Source organism: Mesorhizobium sp. YL-MeA3-2017 (genome assembly GCF_030814575.1).
In the GTDB taxonomy this organism is placed as follows: Bacteria; Pseudomonadota; Alphaproteobacteria; order Rhizobiales; family Rhizobiaceae; genus Mesorhizobium; species Mesorhizobium terrae.
This window is the reverse complement of sequence record NZ_JAUSVH010000001.1, coordinates 1,815,480-1,834,122: the sequence shown is the minus strand read 5'-3', so window position 1 is coordinate 1,834,122 and position 18,643 is coordinate 1,815,480. Positions and strand designations below refer to the sequence as shown.

Below are 18,643 nucleotides of genomic sequence, written 5' to 3'. Positions count from 1 at the left end.
GCCGATCCACCTTCTCCCACAAGGGGGAGAAGGTAAGTTCCTCACTTCGCCGGTATCTTCAGCTCCGAACCGACCAGCAGGCGGTGCGCCTCCTGGCCGGGGTTGGCATTGGCGATGCGGCGCCATTTGGTGCCGTCGCCATAGGCCTTGACCGCGATATCCCAATAGGTGTCGCCCTTGACGATGGTGTGCGTGCCACCGGCCTGGATCGGGGCGGCGGTCTCCGCCGGCTTGGCCGTTTCGACGGGTTTTGCAGCCTCTGCCGGCTTGGCTGTCTCAGAGGAAGCTGCATCGGCGGGCTTCGCCGCCGGGGCTGCGGTGCCGCCGGCCTGCGCCGTGTCTGCCGGTTTGGCGGCCTCCGTCGCGGCAGCCGGTTGCGTTGCCGCCGCCAGCTCGGTGATGCGACCGTCCAGTTTCGGCGTATAGGGGCTGTGCGTTCCGACATAATCGGCCACGACCTGCTCCAGGCTCGGGCCGTAGTCGTAGGCGTCCTTGGCGTCGACGAACAGCTTGTAGCCGTCGCCGCCCTGGCGCACGTAATTGTTGGAAGCGACGATGTATTCCTTGGCCGGGTCGATCGGCTTCCACTGGCCGCCTTCCATCACCTCGACCGACTTGACGCGGCCGCCATTGGCCGGCGCCGACTTGTCGAAGGCGTATTTCAGCCCGGCCACCTGCGGGAACTGGCCCTTGCCTTCCTCGACGCCGGAAACGCCGTGTTCCAGTGCGCCGACGATAGTCTTGCCGGGCACCTTGAAGGTGGCGACGGTGTTCTGGAACGGCAGCACGGTGAGCACGTCGCCCATCGTCACCTTGCCTTCCTTGATCGAAGCACGCAGGCCGCCGCCATTGGTGAAGACGATCTCGACGCCCTGGCCCTTCACGCGGTCGAGCACGGCGTCGGAAACAAGATTGCCCATCGTGCATTCGCGCGCGCGGCAATTGTCGCGGCTGCCGTCGATGGCGGCGGTGGTCTCGCCGACCTGCTTGGCCTTCAGTTCCTCGATCGGCGCGCCGAGTTCCTTGATGCGGGCCAGAACCTGCGGGTCCGGTGTCACCGACTTGTCAAGCGGGATCGGGTTGCCGCTGGCTTCCTTGACGACGCCGTTGTCGTCGAACACCACCTTGAACTCGCCGAGCAGCTTCGAATAGGAGGCGGCCTGGGTCACCGGCACCTTATAGCCGCCCGGGTTGTCGATCATCGTCGGGTAGGGACCCTCGGCCTTCGGGTCGGTGTTGGACAGAAGCGAATGCGAATGTCCGCCCACCACCACGTCGATGCCGGGGATCTTGGCGATCATCTCCTTGTCGCGCGGATAGCCGACATGTGTGAGCGCGATGATCTTGTTGACGCCCTGGCCCTTCAGTTTCTCCACCTCGGCGGTGATCGTCTTGACGTCGTCCTCGATGGTGATGTTGGGGCCGGGCGAGGCGAGTTCGGGCGTGTCGTTGGTGACGGCGCCGATGATGCCGATCTTCTGACCGCCGACCTCGACCACGACCGAAGGCTTGATGCGGTCGCCGACCTTGGCGGCGGCGCTCGCCTTCACATTGGCCGACAGGACCGGGAATTTGATGACGTCGAGGAACGGCGCCAGCGCGTCCTCGCCATCGTCGAACTCGTGATTGCCGACGGTCATGGCGTCGAACTTCATCTCGTTGAGGAACTCGGCCTCCACCTTGCCCTTGTAGGTGGTGTAGAAAAGCGAGCCCTGGAAATTGTCGCCGCCGTTCAGCAACAGCACGTTCTGGCCTTCCAGCTTCTTGCGCTCCTGGGCAATCGCGGTGATCAGGCGCGCGGCGCCGCCAAAGCATTCGCCCTTGGTCTCTTCCTCGGCCGAACAGGTGGATTCGTATTTGTTGTTGCTTTCGATGCGGCTGTGCCAGTCGTTGATGTGCAGGATGTTGAGTGTATAGTCGGCAAAGGAAACGCCGCTGCTCATGGCAAGCGCCGAGGCCGAAAGGGCCATTACGACAGCGATCTTCTTCATTCCTGCTCTCCCTCTTGTCGTGGCGGCTCGCCTTCGCCCCAGCCGGGCGTCTTTCGGGGCGATGCGCGCGAGCCCGTTCACGGCGTTGTAGCCGCCCTGCTTGACTGGAATTTTACATGCCCTCTGGCGGCATGTTCCCATCGCCTCCCGGCCGATGCAAGCGGATTCGGGTCAGGCTTTGCCGGCGAAAAATGTTGAGTAAACGAAAACAGCCGCATCGCGACGATGCGGCTGTTTTCGAAATGAGAGCCGGTGGTGAAGCCTTGTCGCGCCTGGAATCGGCGCGGTCAGCTCCGCCGCGTCAGCACGAAGTTCTGGCCGGCCTGGCTGGTGCAGTTGAGCTGGTTGATGGAAACCAGCAGGCAGTTGAAGGCGATCGGCGACTGGCGGATCAGCGACGTGCCGTTGATCTCGATCGAGGTCTGGCTGGTCAGCCGGTAGCTGCCGTCGGCCAGTTTCTGGCCGGTGTCGGTCGCCACCGTCTGGAACTTGCCGCCTGAAATGGTGGAAAGGCCGGTGCCCTGTGCGTCGATCCACGAGCCCTCGACGCCCTTGGGAGCGGCGTTACGTGGCGGCTCGGCCGGGCCGCCGGTCTGGCACGCGGCCAACGCCATGGTTGCGCCGGCGGCGAGGCCAGCCAAGACAAGTTTGCGCGCTGTCGTCATGTCGAAAAAACCTCTCCTCGGTCCGCACCCTTTCCTTCGCTCGAATTGCGGATGAAAACAAGGCTCGCCAATCTAAGGGCGATGCCGAGCGTTGCGATCCGGCAACAGTCGGTCAGTCCACCACTTTGTCGGGCTGGTCGATTGACAGCTTCTTGAAACATTGCAACTTTCGTATATCGAAGAACACAAATGTTCTGGAGAAACCGCACCGGAAACCAATCGGGCGGTCTTGGGGAGGGAAAATGGACAGTTTCTTGACCGGCCTGAAAGCGGCCGTGGACACGCTTGGCGCAACGGTGCTGTTGCCCATCGTCATCTTTATCATCGCCGTCGTGCTGGGGGCCAAGGTCGGCCGCGCCTTCCGCGCCGCCGTCACCATCGGCGTCGCCTTCATCGGTATCAACCTGGTGCTCGGCCTGATGCTCAATTCGATCGGCGACGTGGCCAAGGCCATCGTCACCAACACTGGCATTCATCGCGACATCGTTGACGTGGGTTGGCCGTCGGCCGCGGCCATCGCCTTCGGCTCGTCGGTTGGCCTGTGGGTCATCCCGATCGGCATCGCGGTCAACGTCGCGCTTCTGCTTCTGCGCCTCACCCGCACGCTCAATGTCGACGTCTGGAACTTCTGGCACTTCGCCTTTGTCGGCTCGCTGGCCACCGCCGCCACGGGCAGCCTGGGTTACGGCCTGGCAGTGGCGGCACTTGTCGCGGCACTTGCGCTGCTGTTCGCCGACTGGTCGGCGCGCGCGGTGCAGCAGTTCTACGGCATTCCGGGCGTCTCGGTGCCGCATCTGGCCTCGGCGCAGATCCTGCCCATCGCCATCGTGCTCAACTGGGTGATCGACCGTATCCCCGGCATCAACAAGATCAACATCTCGACCGAGACCATCGAAAAGCGCTTCGGCGTGTTCGGCGAGCCGGTGGTGCTCGGCCTCATCATCGGCCTCGTGCTCGGCGCCATCGCTTATTACAACGCCGGCGATTTTGGCACGGTGTTGTCCAAGGTCCTCACCACCGGCATGACGCTGGCCGCCGTGATGCTGCTTCTGCCGCGCATGGTGAAGGTCTTGATGGAAGGCCTGCTGCCGGTCTCGGACGCCGCCCAGGAATTCGTGCGCAAGCGCACCGGCGACCGCGAGCTTCTGGTCGGCCTCGATTCGGCGATCCTGATTGGCCACCCGGCCGCCATCTCGTCGTCGCTGATCCTGGTGCCGATCGCCATCATCCTGTCGGTGATCCTGCCGGGCAACCGCGTCATCCTGTTCGCCGACCTCGCCGTCATCCCCTTCATCGTGGCGATGACCGCGCCGCTCCTGAAAGGCAACGTCTTCCGCATGGTCGTGGTCGGCACCGTCACGCTGGCGCTCGGCTTCTATGTCGCCAACGCTCTGGCGCCGCTGTTCACCAGCGCGGCCATCTCGTCGGGCTTCAAGATGCCGGAAAACGCGGTGCAGATCACCTCGGTGGTCGACGGCTTCCTCTGGGTGCCCTACGTGATCATCGAGGCGATCCAGGGTCTCGGCATCGCCGGCCTTGGCCTGCTGGCGGTGGTGATAGCGGCCGTCTTCGTGCTCTATCGCCGCAACACGCTGGCCTGGGAGCGCGCCGCCGGCGCCGAGGATGAGCAGTCCGCCTGAAAGCGGGCGCTTTCGCCTGCATGATTAAGAAGGGGCCGGTGGCGTGACAGCCGCCGGCCCCGAACATTGGAGAAGACTTGATGGCGCAAGCCTTGATCGACCATATCGACCCCGAAGCCATCCTGCTTGGCGTGGACGCCGACACAAGCGAGGCGGTGATCCGCCAGCTCGCCTCCAGGCTGGAGACGCTCGGCTACGTCAAGCCAAGCTATGCCGACGCCGTGGTGAAGCGCGAACAGACGATGCCAACCGGCCTGCCGCTGGGTCTCGCGGAAAACGTGGCGGTTCCCCACACGGACCCGGTGCATGTCAACAGAGCGGGCGTGGCGCTGGCGGTGCTGTCGAAGCCGGTCACCTTCGCCAATATGGAAGAGCCGGACGAGGCGGTACCGGTCGGCATCGTCTTCCTGCTTGCCATCAACGACAAGGACAAGCAGATAGAAATGCTGCAGGAGATCATGGGCACCATCCAGAGCCCGGAAGCGCTGGCCGGCCTGAAGCGGGCAGCAAGCGTCGACGACGTCAGAGCGGTTCTGGGTTAAGCGGGAAAGGACATTTACATGGCCAGACAGAAGACCATTCTATTTGCCTGCGGCACCGGCGTCGCCACCTCGACGGCGGTCAACGTCGCGGTGACCGAAGCCATGAAGGCGCGCGGGCTCACCTTCAACGCCATGCAGTGCAAGGCGACCGAAGTGGCCTCGATGGCCGACAATGTCGACCTTATCGTCTCGACCACGCCGATCTCGGCTTCGGTGACGGTGCCGCTCGTCAAGGGCCTCGCCTTTCTCACCGGCATCGGCAAGGACAAGGCGCTGGACGATATCGAGGCCGAGCTGCGGAAGTAGAGACGGCCGCAGCGACAGCAGCCGTCACGGCCGGTTAAATGAAAAAGGGCGTCGATGACGCCCTTTTTTGTTTTGGATCTGCTGGTGCTTACCGCACCAGGATGTTGCGGAACTGCCAGGGGTCTTTCTCGTCGATGTCTTCCGGGAACAGGCCGGGGCGGCCGTCCAGCGGGGTCCAGTCGGTGTAGTGGCCGTTCACCGGGCCGAGATAGGGCTTCTGCACTTCCAGGCAGCGGTTGAAATCCATCTCGTCGGCCTCGACGATGCCGGCTTCCGGGTTTTCCAGTGCCCAGACCATGCCGGCCAGCACCGCCGACGATACCTGCAGGCCGGTGGCGTTCTGGTAGGGAGCGAGCTTGCGCGCCTCTTCGAGCGTCAGCTGCGAGCCGTACCAGTAGGCGTTTTTCTTGTGGCCGTAGAGCAGGACGCCCAACTCGTCGGAGCCGTCGACCAGTTCGTTCTCCTCGAGCACGTGGTGCACAGGCTGCGCCTTGCCGGCGGCGCCGAACATCTCGTGCAGCGACAGCACGGCGTCGTTGCTCGGGTGATAGGCATAGTGGCAGGTCGGGCGGTAGGTCACTTCGCCATGCTTGTCGCGCACGGTGAAGAAATCGGAGATCGAGATCGCCTCATTGTGGGTGACGAGGAAGCCATATTGCGGGCCGGGCGTCGGGCACCAGGTGCGCACGCGGGTGTTGGCGCCGGGCTGTTCTAGATAGATGGCGGCCTTGGAGCCCTTCTTGTGCTTTTTGGCGTTCTTCGGCAGCCACTTCTCATGCGTGCCCCAGCCAAGTTCGGCGGGCTGCAGGCCTTCCGAAATGAAACCTTCCACCGACCAGGTGTTCCAGAACACATTCATCGGCTTCGGCTTCTTGGTGCGCTGAGTGTCGCGCTCGGCGATGTGCACGCCCTTGACGCCGGCCTTTTTCATCAACCTGGCCCAGCCTTCGCGGTCGTCCTGCGCCGGCGTCTCGGCATCGAGGCCGAGCTCCTTGGCGAGGTCGACCAGCGCCTGCTTGACGAACCAGGAAACCATGCCGGGATTGGCGCCGCAGGTCGAAACGGCGGTCGGACCGCCCGGATGCTTGCGCTTCTCGGCCAGCAGGCTTTCGCGCAGCGCATAGTTGGTGCGCGAGGCATTGGAAGCCTCGGTGTCGAAATAGAAGCCCAACCACGGCTCGACGACGGTGTCGACATAAAGCGCGCCGAGCTTGCGGGTCAGCCGCATGATGTCGACCGAGCCGGTGTCGACCGACAGGTTGACGCAGAAACCCCGGCCGCCGCCATTGGTCAGCAGCGGCGTCAGCAGTTCCTTGTAATTATCCTTGGTGACAGATTCCTTCAGGAAGGTGATGCCGCGCTCATCCGCCAGTTTGCGGTTCTCTTCGCTGGGATCGATGATCACCATGCGCGACTTGTCGAACTTGAAATGGCGCTCGATGAGCGGAAGCGAGCCACGGCCGATCGAACCGAAGCCAATCATCACGATCGGGCCGGTGATCTCACCGTAGACGGGCCATTTTTCATTCGCCATTTTTTGCGGCACTCCTTCTTTGACGCATTGTCCTCATAAGAAAGCCGGACGCGGATGCGCCCGGCTGCAACTGCTAAACCATACATGCTTGTCACAATAAAGCGAATCCGGCCGCTGGCGCCTAACCTTCTCCCACAAGGGGAGAAGGAGATGCCGCCATCTCGCCAAGATAGACCACCAGCCGGTCGCGGTCGGCGGTCAGCCCCTTGTAGTCGAGCTGCGCCTCGTCCAGTTCGCCAAGCTGCGTGGCGAAGGAGGCGGCGATGCGGGCGCGCTCGGGATGGCGGGCGAGCACCGCCAGCGGGTCGAGATGGATGCGGATGGTGAACAGGATGTCGCGCGACAGAGGTAGCTTGCGCAATGTCTGCCGCTCGACGCGGATGAAGGCATGCGCGTTGATGTCGCCGTCGGGGAAGTTCGACGGCCGGTCGGCGGCGCGGGCGATGCGCTGGCGGTCCGACAGCGGGTGGTAAAGCGCATCGTTGGCCTGGACCGACCAGTTGAAGCGTTCCACCGCCTGGCCTTGCAGATTGTCGAACATGCGGCTGATCACTTCGGCGGGCCGCGTGCCGGTGCCGAAACCCGGCACCGGATCATGGATCCGGTGCAGCGGCTTGCCGAATTTCTCGGTCAGCGACCAGGAGGAGGGGAAGCACAATGAGCCGGCGGCAAGCCGCCAGCCGTCCTCGCCGCGCCGCATCAGGATGAGATCGTCCTGAACCATCAGCGAGGCCGCCACCAGCGGTGCGTCGGCCGGCGCGCTGGAGCCTGCGCCGCCCGCCGCCCGCGCCTCATCCAGCATCCCTGGGTGATAGGCGGCCATATGCGCCTCGACCAGCTCCAGCACCTCGCGCTGCGCGTCGCGGGTTCCCGCCTCCTCGACAAAGACCTTGTCGGGCAGTTCGGCATAGAGCCGGCGCTTCTCGGTCAGATAGGCACCGAAATCATCGTCGATCTCCAGCCAGCGGTCGAGTTCGAGCGGCTTCAGGCCGATGGCGAACAGCTTGGAGGAACCGTCATAGGGGGTGTGGGGAGGCATCATGACCAATCAAGTGGGCGCAAACGGGCGGTGTGGAAGACGCGAAGGATGATCACCCTTTCGGCCTCTACACGGTAGGGGATGAGGTAGGGCAGGCCCGGAACGGACCATTCGTGTCGCCTGGCGCCAGTGGCGCCCTGCCGGCCAATCGCCGGGCGTTCCGCGATCATTTTCAGCGCCTTGACCAGCCGGCGCATGACGTCATTCGCCGCTGACGGGTCATCATGCGCAATATAGGAGTGGATGTCGTCCAGATCGCGCGCGGCTCTGGGGGTGACGACGAGGATCAAGATTTGCCATCATTGGCCGGAAAGACATCCGGTTCGGGCCGCGGCAATTCCTTGTCCGTGCCCCAAGACTCCATCCATTTGAATACCGCCTCGCCCGAAACGAAGACGCCGAGATCGGCCTCGCGTTCGCCCTCTTCGATCGCCTCTAGATAGGCGCGGCGCTCCGCCAGATGTGCCTCGACAGCCTCCTTGACGATGAAGGCGCTGGAGCGCTTTGTGGCCTTGGCATACTCCTCCAACTCTCGTTTCGTCTCCGGGGGGAGGCGCACCGAAAACGTGCCGCCGGCTGCCATCGTCGTCTCCATGAACACAGGTGAACACAATGTATGCGCCGCTGGTCGGAAGGTCAATAAACCAGCCTTGCGGCGATCAGCCCGCGCAGTGAATTGCCGACGTAAAGTTGCTTCGCTGCGGCGAGGTCGGCCAAGGTTAGAACCGCTTCGTGCGCCTTGCCTTGATCCAGCAGTTCGCCGCGCAATATGCCTGGCAACAGCCCGCAACCGAGCGCGGGAGTAAGCAACGGGCCGCCGTCGCCAGCATCGACGAAGAGGTTGGTGATGGTGCCCTCGCAAATCTCGTCGCGCTCATTGGCCAGCAGCACTTCGTCGGCTTCCGCCGGGGCGTATTCGGCGCGCGCCGCCAGATAGGCCTCGCGGCGGCTTGTCTTGTGGCGCAGCAACGCGTCTGTGGAAGCGAGCCGGGTCTGCGCCAGCCGCAGTGTCCATACCATCCCCGTTGGCAAAGGCTGGAACGGTTGCGCGGTCGCTTCGACGGTCCCGTCGGCAGCGAGCGTCAGGCGCATGCGCAGCGGGCCGTCGGCGTCTCGGATGGCATCGTCCAGCGCGGTTCGCACTGTTGCCGGTTCGTGGCGGAAGCCAAGCGTCTTGGCCGAGCTTGCCAGTCGCGCCAGATGCCGGTCCAAGCGCAGGAAGCCGTCGCCGGGCTGCCAGCGCAACGTCTCGATCAGCGTGAAGCCGGGGCGGTTCCCGTCGCGAAGCGGGCCTTCAGCAGGCATTCCTCATACTCCTCCTGCGCCGTGGAATCGAACACCACGCCGCCGCCGACATTGTAGACGGCCTCGCCGTCGGCGAAGAGCGAGATGGTCCTGATGGCCACCGAAAAGCGCATCGTGCCATTGGGCGCTATCCAGCCGATGGCGCCGCAATAGACGTCGCGCGGCACGCCTTCCAGCTCGCGCAGGATTTCCATGGCGCGGATCTTCGGCGCGCCGGTGATCGAGCCGCATGGAAAGAGTGCCGAAAAGATGCGGCGGATGCTGAGATCGGGCAGCAATCTTGCGCGCACGGTCGACACCATCTGGTGCACGGTCGGATAGCTTTCGATGCGGAACAGGTCCGGCACATCCAGCGTGCCGACCTCGGAGATCAGCGAGATGTCGTTGCGCAACAGGTCGACGATCATGCGGTTTTCGGCCTGGTTCTTCTCGTCGTTGCGCAAAAACTCCTTCAGCGCCGCGTCTTCCTCTGGCGTTGCGCCGCGCGGTGCGGTGCCCTTCATCGGATGTGTCTCGATCCAGCCATTGCCGTCGATCTGGAAGAACAGTTCGGGCGAGCGCGACAAGACGGTCGGGCCGGCCAGCGAAACGAGCGCGCCATATTTCACCGGCTGGCGCGCGACCAGCGCGTTGAAAGCGGCGAGCGGATCGCCCGACCAATGCGCGTTGATGGGGAAGGTGAGGTTGCCCTGGTAGCAGTCGCCTTCGCGCAGATGGCGGTGCAGGCGCGCAAAGCGTTTCTCGTAATCCTCGAACGACCAACGTGCGGTCGCATCGAAGATCGGCCCGTTGGTGTCGGGCTGGCCAGACGGCAGGCTGCGGTCGGAGGGTCCGTCAAAGACGCCGAGCGCCACCAGCGGCGCGCGCCGGCCCTCGGGCAGCAGTGGCTTCAGCTTCGATTCCAGCAGGTAGCCGGCTTCGTATGAAAAGTAACCAGCCAGCCATTTTCCGGCGCGACGCGCTGCCTCGGCCTGTTCCAGCGCCGCTTCGAAATCATGGGCTTCGTCGGCGACGATTAGCGCCGACGGCTCCTCGAACAGCACTTCGCGGCCGGCCTGATCGTCGCGGAAGAGAGCGAAAGGGGCTACCGTCAATTTGTCTTATACCCCCAACCCGATCCGTCGCGCGGATCGCCCCTCCCCGCAAAGGGGGGGTAAGCCGTCCTAATCCAGCGCTTCCAGTTCGTCGATCAGGTTGGAGATGATGCCAAGCCCGATCTGCCAGAAGGCCGGGTCCGAGGCATCCAATCCGAACGGTTTCAACAGCTCGGAATGATGCTTGGTGCCGCCGGCGCGCAGCATGTCGAAATACTTCTCCTGGAAGCCGCGTTCGGCGTTCTGGTAGACGGCGTAGAGCGAGTTCACCAGGCAGTCGCCGAAGGCATAGGCATAGACGTAGAACGGCGAATGGATGAAGTGCGGGATGTAGGCCCAGAAGGTCTCGTAGCCCTCGCGCAGCTTGATCGCTGGGCCCAGGCTTTCCGCCTGCACCTCCAGCCAGAACTTGCCGAGCTGGTCGGAGGTCAGCTCGCCGTTCTTGCGCTCGGTGTGCACCTTGCGCTCGAATTCGTAGAAGGCGATCTGGCGCACCACCGTGTTGATCATGTCCTCGACCTTCTGGGCGAGCATGGCCTTGCGTTCGCGCCGGTCCTCGGTTTTGTCGAGCAGGGAACGGAAGGTCAGCATCTCGCCGAACACCGAGGCGGTCTCGGCCAAGGTCAGCGGGGTTGAAGCCATCAGCGCGCCCTGGCCGCCGGCCAGCACCTGATGCACGCCATGGCCGAGTTCGTGCGCCAGCGTCATCACGTCGCGCGGCTTGCCCATATAGTTCAACAAAACATAGGGATGCGCCGACGGCACCGTCGGATGGGCGAAGGCGCCGGGCGACTTGCCGGGCCGCACGGGCGCGTCGATCCAGTTGCGGTCGAAGAAGCGGCGCGCAATATCGGCCATCTCCGGCGAGAAGCGGTGATAGGCTGACAGAACGGTGTTCCTGGCTTCGTCCCACGGTATCGTCGCTTGCGGCGTTTCGGGCAGCGGCGCGTTGCGGTCCCAGTGGTTCATCTCGTCCATGCCGAGCCAGCGCGCCTTCATGCGATAATAGCGGTGCGACAGGCGCGGATAGGCGTCGCGAACGGCGCTCGCCAGCGCATCCACGACGCCGCGCTCGACGCGATTGGCGAGGTGGCGTGAATCGGCGATGTCCTGGAAGCCGCGCCAGCGGTCGGAGATTTCCTTGTCCTTGGCCAGTGTGTTGGTGATCAGCGTGAAGGTGCGAAGGTTCTTGGCGAAGGTCGCGGCCAGCGCCTCGGAAGCCTGGCGGCGCACCGCGCCGTCTGCGTCCTGCAGCCGGTTGAGCGTCGGCTCCAGCGCCAGCTGTTCGCCATCGATGTCGAAGCGCAGCTCCGTCATCGTCTCGTCGAACAGCCGGTTCCAGGCGCCGCGCCCGGTCACCGACTTTTCGTGGAACAATTGCTCGATGCGGTCCTCGAGCTGGTAGGGCTTGTCCATCCTGAGGTCGAGCACCCAGGGTCGGTAGTGGCCGAATTCCGGGTCGGCGGCGAGCGCCTGCTCGATCGCCGCGTCGTCCACCAGGTTCAGCTCCAGCCCGAAGAACAGGAGATGCGAGGAGGCATCCGTCATCTTCTCCTGGACGTCGCCGTAAAGCTTGGCGCGCTGCGGGTCGGAGGTGTCGCCGGCATAGACCAGCCCGGCATAGGAGACGATCCTGCCGATCAGCTCTTCCAGCGCTTCATAGGATTTCAGCGCCTCGCCGAGCTTGCCGTCGGCGCCGTGCGCGGCTTCGGCCGCCAAGGTGCCCTTCCAGCGGTCCTCGAAGGCGGCGGCATCGGCGCCGGCCTTGTCGATGTCGCGCTTCAGTTCCGGCGCGTTCATGCCGGCGTAGAGGTCGGCCAGGTTCCATTCGGGCAGATTGCCGAGTTCGGCTGCCTTGCGGCCGATTTGGGCCGGCGCATGAAGCCGGTCAAAAAACGTTTGCATTTCAACACCTTCCGGAAAATGCCGCGCGGGCCGGTCAAATCCTAAGCAATTCGTTCACCGGCTTTTTTGAAAGCTTATTTAGAACCCTGTGCCAAGATGATCCATAGGGCACAAGCGATGGCGACGGGGAAATCGCGACACTCATGACAGGTTCCATCCTCATCGTCGACGACGATCCGGTCCAGCGCAGGCTGGTGGAGGCCGCGCTCAGCCGTTTCGGCCATTCGGCGCTCACCGCCGATGGCGGCGAGGCCGGGCTGGCGGCGATGGATGGGCCGGGCGCCCGCGACGTGTCGGTCGTGGTGCTCGACCTCGCCATGCCCGGCATGGACGGTATCGCCGTACTCAAGGCAATGCGCGAGCGCGACATCCGCATCCCGGTCATCGTGCAGACCGCGCAAGGCGGCATCGAAACGGTGGTGAAGGCGATGCGCCACGGCGCTTTCGACTTCGTCGTCAAGCCGGCCTCGCCGGAGCGCCTGCAGGCGGCAATCGCCAGCGCGCTCAAGGTCGAGGAGGTCGAGGTGGCGGTGAAGCGCACCGCGCGCCGCGCCGGCCAGACACTCTCCTTCAAGGACCTCGCCACGCGAAGTGCTGCGATGGAGCGCGTCATCCGGCTCGGCCAGAAGGCGGCGGCTTCGTCCATCCCGATCCTCATCGAGGGCGAATCGGGCGTCGGCAAGGAAATGGTGGCGCGCGCCATCCAGGGCAGCGGCGACCGTCGCTCGAAACCCTTCGTCACCGTCAATTGCGGCGCCATCCCCGCCAATCTGGTCGAATCGATCCTGTTCGGCCACGAGAAGGGTTCCTTCACCGGCGCTTCCGAAAAACATGCGGGCAAGTTCGTCGAGGCGCATTCGGGCACGCTGTTCCTCGACGAGATCGGCGACCTGCCGCTCGATGTGCAAGTAAAACTCCTGCGTGCCGTGCAGGAGGGCGAGGTCGACCCGGTCGGCGCCCGCGCCACGGTCAAGGTCGATATCCGGCTGATCTCGGCCACTCACCGCGACCTGTTGCAGCAGGTCAAGGATGGCGGCTTCCGCGAGGATTTGTTCTATCGCCTCAATGTCTTCCCGATCATGGTGCCGCCGCTGCGCCGCCGTAAGGAGGACATCCCCTTCCTGGTCCGGCATTTCATGGACAAGGTCACGCCGGTCGGCCCGAAGCGCCGGCTGTCGATCGCCGAACCGGCGCTGGCCATGCTCCAGGCCTATGACTGGCCGGGCAACATCCGCCAGCTCGAAAACGCCATCTACCGCGCCTCGGTTCTGGCCGAAGGCGAGACGCTGACGGTGGAGGAATTCCCGCAGATCCGTGCCCAGGTCGAAGGTACCGTGGTGCTGGAAGCGGCCGCGCCGTCCGTGGTGCCCGACCTTGCCGACGAGGCGGTGGAGCCAGTGCCGCAAATGCCTGCTCACGCAAGCCTGCCGCCGCGCCTGGAACAGCGCTTCGGCACGCTGGCCGCGCTCGACGATCGTGGCGATGTGCGTTCGCTGGCGGCGGTCGAACTGGAGATGATCCGGCTTGCCATCGACCACTACAATGGCCAGATGAGCGAGGTGGCGCGGCGGCTTGGCATTGGTCGCTCGACGCTGTACAGAAAACTCAAGGAATATGGCATTGATCCCGAAACCGGTCGGGCGGAAAAGATAGCCTCCTGATTCCCGCGCAAGCTTCGGGCGAGTTTCCTCGTTTAAACCAGTGGTTTACCAAGAAGCGAATTGCGGAAATTAGGGCGGGATATCGCCACGGTGTTACCGCATTTCGGCTTCAATAAGTGTCGATTAACCATTAGGATCGATTATCGGGTGTGAATCCACCATGCCCGTTTGATCAAATCCGGGGACAAACGGCAGTCTGCAAGGCCTTTTGATTTGAGCAGAATCGAACGACACCAGAACAGGCGTCAATCCTCGTTGAGCGTCTGGCGGAAATGGCTTGCCGGCGCCACGATGGCGGCTGGCCTGCTTGCCGTCTCGGCTGGCGCCGCCCATGCCGAGGTGCGCGCGCTCAAGCTGCGCAATCTGCACACCGGCGAAGTCGACGAAATCGTCTTCAAGCGCAACGGCCGCTATGATCAGGCCGGCCTCAAGAAGCTGAACTTCTTCCTGCGCGACTGGCGTCGCAACGAACCGACCAAGATGGACCCGCGCCTGATGGATCTGGTGTGGGAAGCCTATCGCCAGAGCGGTTCGCGCGGCTATATCCAGGTCATCTGCGGCTATCGCGCGCCGTCCACCAACGCCATGCTGAAATCGCGCAGCCGCCGCAGCGGCGTCGCCGAGAAGAGCCAGCATATCCTTGGCCGCGCGATGGACTTCTACATCGAAGGCGTGCCGCTGAAGAAGCTGCGCGACATCGGCCTGAAGATGCAGGGCGGCGGCGTCGGCTACTATCCGACCTCCGGCTCGCCTTTCGTGCACATGGACGTCGGCAATGTGCGCCATTGGCCGGGCATCAGCCGCCAGGAACTGGCGCGCCTGTTCCCGAACGGCAAGACGCTGCATGTGCCGAGCGACGGTCGCCCGCTGCCGGGTTACGAGCAGGCGATGGCCTCCTACAAGGCGCGCAAGTCCAACGGCACGCCGAATATCGAACTGGCCAGCGCCGGCGGCACCACCCACAAGTCGGGTGGCTTCCTGGCTGCCTTCTTTGGCGGCGGCGAGGACGAGGAAGACGATTCCGCCGATGTCGCGATGACGCCGGCGCCGAAGCCGAAGGCCGCGATGAAGCCGGCCGCGGCATCGAAGCCTGGCATCGCCATCGTTTCGCCTGAGAACGCGCAGCGCACCGACGTTCCGGCCGTGGCCGAAACGCCGGAAGAGCCGCAGCTGGCCGACGAGCCGAAGAAGGAAACGCCGGAGACGATCATCGCGGCGCTGCCGGCCCGTTCCGTGCCGCTGCCGGGTGCGGCGCCGCGTCCGAAGGCGGATGTCGGCGTGCAGACGCCGCCGACGCCCGAGACCGTTCCATTCGGCGTGGCGGACGCCAGCGCGACCAGCCAGGCCGAGCAGCCGACTGTCGTGGCCGCCGCGGCACCTGTTTCGCCTGACACCGTGCCGTTCGGCATGGCCGATGCCAATGCGCCGCAGCCGGTTGCCGCCGCTAGCGCGGATGATCAGGCTGTCGCCGCCAATGTGCCGGTTCCGACCCGGCGACCGGAAACAGCGACGGCCCAGGCCGAACCCAACCAGCAGGCGGTGCTTCTGGCGCTTGCCGACACCGGTAAGGGCTCGCGACCGACGGCCACCGACGCGTTCGCGGTACCGCCCGGCGGGCGTACCGACGCGGTCAAGGCCGTGCTGGAGCAGTCCTCCGCCGCCGACACCTATCAGGTCGCCGCCGTCACGCCGAGCCCGGCGCCGCGTTCGGCCTTCAACGATCCGTCCGGCGTCGATGCCGCCACGCCGCGTGGCGCCGTCGCCGCCCGTCCCGCCGGCTCCGATCCGGCCGCGGCCATGGGCGGCAGCGTGAAGACGACGCGCAAGGAAGCCCGCGCCAACGTGCAGGATGCCAAGCCGACCGCGAAGTCCGTGGTGCTTCCGGCCGCGCCGAAGGCGGCGCGCTGGGCGCTGCAGGCCAACGAGCAGATCGCCAAGGTGACGGATTCCACCACCGCGCCGCGTCTGGCCTACAATCTGGTGCGTTCGGCGCCGAGCGAGGTCTACACCGCCGGCTTCCAGCCGGACGGCCAGCCGACCGACGCCAGCCGCTTCACCGGCACCGCCGTGAAGTTCCTCTCGGTGGCCCGCTTCCAGACCAAGTAAGTCTGTGGGTTCCCAAAACGAAAAACCGCGCCCATGAGGCGCGGTTTTTGTTTGCGGCTTAGTTTTTGATCTCCCACGCGGGGAGGGACAAGTCACTTCTTGCGCAGCTTGCTCGCTTCGCGCGCCAGCGCCTCGATGCCGGCCCAGTCGCCGGCCTTGACCATCTCGTCGGGCGCCACCCAGGAACCGCCGACGCAGATCACGTTCGGCAGGCCGAGATAGTCCTTGGCGTTGTTTGCACCGATGCCGCCGGTCGGGCAGAAGTGGATGCCGCCGAAGGGCGAAGCCAGCGATTTTAGGAAAGCGGCCCCGCCGGCCTGTTCGGCCGGGAAGAATTTCAGGAAATCGAGCCCGGCCTCGGCGGCAGCCATGATTTCGCCCGGCGTGATGACGCCGGGCAGCAGCGGCACGTCGCTGCCGCTGGCGGCCGCGATCACTTCCCGGGTCAGGCCGGGGCTGACGATGAAACGCGAGCCGGCCTTGGCCGCCTCGTCGAACTGGCGGGCATTGAGGATGGTGCCGGCGCCGACCACTGCCTCCTCGACCTCGGCCGCCACGCGGCGGATGGAGTCGAGCGCCGCGTCGGTGCGCAGCGTGATTTCGATGGCCGGCAGGCCGCCACGCGCCAGGGCACGCGCCAGCGGCACGGCATCCTTGACGTCGGCGATCTTGATCACCGGGATCACCGGCTGGCCGTCGAGCAGCGAAAGCAGCTTTGCGGTCTTGTTCGACATTCCTGTTGTCCTTGGCTTGTTGTTCCCGGCTTCTCGCCGACGCCGTTTTCCGGCAAAAATTCAACCGATTTAAATTTGTCTAGCAGAGGGCCATGTCCAAGTCCACGTAGCTTCGCACTGATAGGAGGCCACACCGGCGCTTGGCCTGAAGGATAGCGTCGGTCGGCCGGATAACCAGTGTCAGCCGGTGGAAAATCTTAAGCCTGGCGTTTGCCATCGACCGGCGGTGTGGAGCCGACGTTTAGCGACCGACCTGTCGGCCGAGCCAGTTGAGAACGCGGCGGTGGAGCGGATCGGCGGACGGCGCCGGGGGCTCATCCTTGTCCAGTTCTTCAAACGTGCCGATGGCCAGGCCGGCATGGCGCCGGTAGGCGGCGGCAAGCTTGCGGTCATAGGCGTTGCGGCGATAGCCGGGGCCGTTATAGCCGCGCGCGAAAGCGGTCCAGTCGCGGTTGCGCAGCGCCGGCGCCAGACCGGCCTTGTCGACATAGCGCAGCATCAGCCGCAACTGGCCCTCGATACCGGAGCGCGCTTCGGCCACCAGCGCCTCGACGTCCGCAAACCCCAGCCAGGCCCAGTGCGCGCCCATGACCTGGCCGACACCCCAGGAGGTCGATTCATAGGCGGCCTTGCGGTCGATGGCCGCCGCCCGCGTCAGCAGCGCCCAGCGCGCCGCCTGGGTTCGCGGATTGGCGACCGCTCCCGCGACGGGAGAGGCGAGACCGGCAGCCTGTGCTGCCTCGCGGGAGGCCCCTTGCAGCCGGCGGTCGAAATAGTGTCCCTCGAAGCGGATCGGCGGTTCGGCCCTGCCGTCCATTTTCGTGAAAAACCGGCCGCCGCTTTCCACCTCGACGAGAGCAAACAGGGCTGCGGCGTCGAGATCGGCGGCGCGGGCGGCGCGACGGATTGCGGTGTTGACGGTTTCATCGAACATGACGGACGGTTCTCCATTTTTCGACCGATTTTCGAACCGTTCGCGGGCCTGTGTATAAATTCGGGCGCCGGAATCCGGCCCCTGCCGCGCAAGGGCTTGAACGGGCAGGCGCTTTTTTGTGCACCGGAGCCGCCACCCCGTGCTTGTGTCCACAGGCGCGAGGGGGTACGGACGTGCCCGATGAACCAATCCGCGCCGCCCAGACCCGTTCGCGTCGCCGCGCTCTACCGCTTCGCCAGGCTTGCCGACCACGAAGCGCTGCGCGCGCCGCTGGCCGCTTTCTGCTGCGGACACGGCATCAAGGGCACGCTGCTTTTGGCGCATGAAGGCATCAACGGCACCGTCGCCGGCAGCGCCGAGGCCATTGCGGCGCTCATCGAACATCTTGAATCCATTGCGGAATTGTCCGGGCTCGAGGTCAAGTATTCGGAAGCGGCCGAGATGCCGTTCCATCGCATGAAAGTGCGGCTTAAGCGCGAGATCGTCACCATGGGCGTCTCGGACATCGACCCGCTCGGCGCTGTCGGCACCTATGTCGAGGCCAAGGACTGGAACGCGCTGATCTCAGATCCGGGCACCGTCGTCATCGACACCCGCAACGACTACGAGGTGTCATTGGGCACCTTCGAGGGTGCGATCGATCCGCAAACCAAGAGTTTTCGCGATTTCCCGCAATGGGCGCGCGACCACAGCGCCGAGCTGGAAGGTAAGAAGGTCGCTATGTTCTGCACCGGCGGCATCCGCTGCGAGAAGGCGACCGCCTATGTGAAATCGCTCGGTTTCGACGAGGTTTTCCACCTCAAGGGTGGCATCCTGAAATATCTCGAAGACGTACCGGAAGACGCAAGTCTCTGGAAAGGCGAGTGTTTTGTCTTTGACGAGCGCGTCTCCGTCTCGCATGGGCTGGCCGAGGGCGAGGCTGAGCTGTGCCGCGCCTGCCGGCATCCGCTGACGCCGCAGGAGCGGGCTTCGCCTCATTACAAGGCCGGCATCTCGTGTCCGCATTGCCATGAGGCGCGCTCCGACGACGACCGCGCCCGTTATGCCGAGCGCCACCGCCAGGTCGAACTGGCCGCCCGGCGCGGCGACCGCCGGCATATCGGCAGTTGATCCCGGCATCTGGCCGGCGGCACGAAAGCCCGTTTGGGGGGCCTTCCATGCGCATGCGACGCAGCAAGAAAGGCGCC

At 64.7% G+C, this 18,643-nt stretch carries 17 protein-coding genes; 6 read left to right on the top strand and 11 right to left on the bottom strand.

The genetic code is table 11. The features are described 5' to 3' along the window. Positions 1–41: 41 nt before the first annotated feature. Positions 42–1,991 carry a 5'-nucleotidase C-terminal domain-containing protein gene (locus tag QFZ88_RS08620; protein ID WP_024925840.1) on the bottom strand — a complete coding sequence of 650 codons (1,950 nt, stop codon included), beginning with the start codon at positions 1,989–1,991 and terminating at the stop codon, positions 42–44. 287 nt (positions 1,992–2,278) lie between these two features. Then, complete coding sequence (locus QFZ88_RS08615) at positions 2,279–2,656, bottom strand: hypothetical protein (protein WP_024925839.1); 378 nt, start codon at positions 2,654–2,656, stop codon at positions 2,279–2,281. A 242-nt stretch (positions 2,657–2,898) separates the two neighbouring features. On the opposite strand from QFZ88_RS08615, the gene QFZ88_RS08610 reads away from it, so the two are divergent. The 3 genes from QFZ88_RS08610 to QFZ88_RS08600 all read left to right on the top strand — a co-directional run bounded on the left by QFZ88_RS08610 (position 2,899) and on the right by QFZ88_RS08600 (position 5,144). Then, positions 2,899–4,296, top strand: a complete 1,398-nt coding sequence (locus QFZ88_RS08610; RefSeq protein WP_024925838.1) for a PTS galactitol transporter subunit IIC — start codon at positions 2,899–2,901, stop codon at positions 4,294–4,296. An 80-nt stretch (positions 4,297–4,376) separates the two neighbouring features. Next, the gene (locus QFZ88_RS08605; RefSeq protein WP_024925837.1) at positions 4,377–4,838 is read left to right on the top strand and encodes a PTS sugar transporter subunit IIA; all 462 of its coding nucleotides are present in this window, start codon (positions 4,377–4,379) and stop codon (positions 4,836–4,838) included. Between the two features lie 18 nt (positions 4,839–4,856). Further along, a complete protein-coding gene (locus QFZ88_RS08600) occupies positions 4,857–5,144 on the top strand; it encodes a PTS sugar transporter subunit IIB (protein WP_024925836.1) in 288 nt (95 codons plus the stop codon). An 88-nt stretch (positions 5,145–5,232) separates the two neighbouring features. On the opposite strand, the gene QFZ88_RS08595 is transcribed toward QFZ88_RS08600, so the two are convergent. The 7 genes from QFZ88_RS08595 to QFZ88_RS08565 all read right to left on the bottom strand — a co-directional run bounded on the left by QFZ88_RS08595 (position 5,233) and on the right by QFZ88_RS08565 (position 12,021). Further along, positions 5,233–6,678 (bottom strand): homospermidine synthase, encoded by a 1,446-nt coding sequence (locus QFZ88_RS08595; RefSeq protein WP_024925835.1) that lies wholly within the window; start codon positions 6,676–6,678, stop codon positions 5,233–5,235. Positions 6,679–6,799: 121 nt separating this feature from the next. Next, on the bottom strand, positions 6,800–7,720 hold the full coding sequence (locus tag QFZ88_RS08590) for a heme-dependent oxidative N-demethylase family protein (RefSeq protein WP_024925834.1): 921 nt from the start codon (positions 7,718–7,720) through the stop codon (positions 6,800–6,802). Then, positions 7,717–8,007 (bottom strand): type II toxin-antitoxin system RelE/ParE family toxin, encoded by a 291-nt coding sequence (locus QFZ88_RS08585; RefSeq protein WP_024925833.1) that lies wholly within the window; start codon positions 8,005–8,007, stop codon positions 7,717–7,719. Before QFZ88_RS08585 ends, QFZ88_RS08590 begins: the two co-directional genes overlap by 4 nt. Then, the gene (locus QFZ88_RS08580; RefSeq protein WP_024925832.1) at positions 8,004–8,300 is read right to left on the bottom strand and encodes a CopG family ribbon-helix-helix protein; all 297 of its coding nucleotides are present in this window, start codon (positions 8,298–8,300) and stop codon (positions 8,004–8,006) included. The genes QFZ88_RS08585 and QFZ88_RS08580 overlap by 4 nt, the downstream gene beginning before the upstream one ends. 53 nt (positions 8,301–8,353) lie before the next feature. After that, positions 8,354–9,022, bottom strand: coding sequence for an aminotransferase class IV family protein (locus QFZ88_RS08575; protein ID WP_036254675.1), 669 nt, complete (start codon positions 9,020–9,022; stop codon positions 8,354–8,356). Then, the gene (locus tag QFZ88_RS08570; RefSeq protein WP_024925830.1) at positions 8,971–10,116 is read right to left on the bottom strand and encodes an aminodeoxychorismate synthase component I; all 1,146 of its coding nucleotides are present in this window, start codon (positions 10,114–10,116) and stop codon (positions 8,971–8,973) included. The genes QFZ88_RS08575 and QFZ88_RS08570 overlap by 52 nt, the downstream gene beginning before the upstream one ends. A gap of 69 nt (positions 10,117–10,185) precedes the next feature. Next, entirely contained in the window at positions 10,186–12,021 is a 1,836-nt protein-coding gene (locus QFZ88_RS08565; protein WP_024925829.1) for a M3 family oligoendopeptidase, read from the bottom strand. A 143-nt stretch (positions 12,022–12,164) separates the two neighbouring features. Between QFZ88_RS08565 and QFZ88_RS08560 the strand changes: the two genes are divergently transcribed. Together QFZ88_RS08560 and QFZ88_RS08555 are read left to right on the top strand one after the other, a co-directional pair. Further along, entirely contained in the window at positions 12,165–13,682 is a 1,518-nt protein-coding gene (locus tag QFZ88_RS08560) for a sigma-54-dependent transcriptional regulator (protein WP_024925828.1), read from the top strand. A 255-nt stretch (positions 13,683–13,937) separates the two neighbouring features. Beyond that, positions 13,938–15,788: a DUF882 domain-containing protein gene (locus QFZ88_RS08555; protein ID WP_024925827.1), complete on the top strand. Its 1,851-nt coding sequence runs from the start codon at positions 13,938–13,940 to the stop codon at positions 15,786–15,788. Between the two features lie 92 nt (positions 15,789–15,880). Here QFZ88_RS08555 and QFZ88_RS08550 read toward each other — a convergent pair whose 3' ends face one another. After that, positions 15,881–16,522, bottom strand: coding sequence for a 2-dehydro-3-deoxy-phosphogluconate aldolase (locus tag QFZ88_RS08550; protein ID WP_024925826.1), 642 nt, complete (start codon positions 16,520–16,522; stop codon positions 15,881–15,883). Positions 16,523–16,763: 241 nt separating this feature from the next. Further along, positions 16,764–17,456, bottom strand: coding sequence for an N-acetylmuramidase family protein (locus QFZ88_RS08545; protein ID WP_024925825.1), 693 nt, complete (start codon positions 17,454–17,456; stop codon positions 16,764–16,766). Positions 17,457–17,636: 180 nt separating this feature from the next. On the opposite strand from QFZ88_RS08545, the gene QFZ88_RS08540 reads away from it, so the two are divergent. Then, the gene (locus tag QFZ88_RS08540) at positions 17,637–18,566 is read left to right on the top strand and encodes a rhodanese-related sulfurtransferase (protein ID WP_024925824.1); all 930 of its coding nucleotides are present in this window, start codon (positions 17,637–17,639) and stop codon (positions 18,564–18,566) included. The last annotated feature ends 77 nt before the right edge of the window (positions 18,567–18,643 follow it).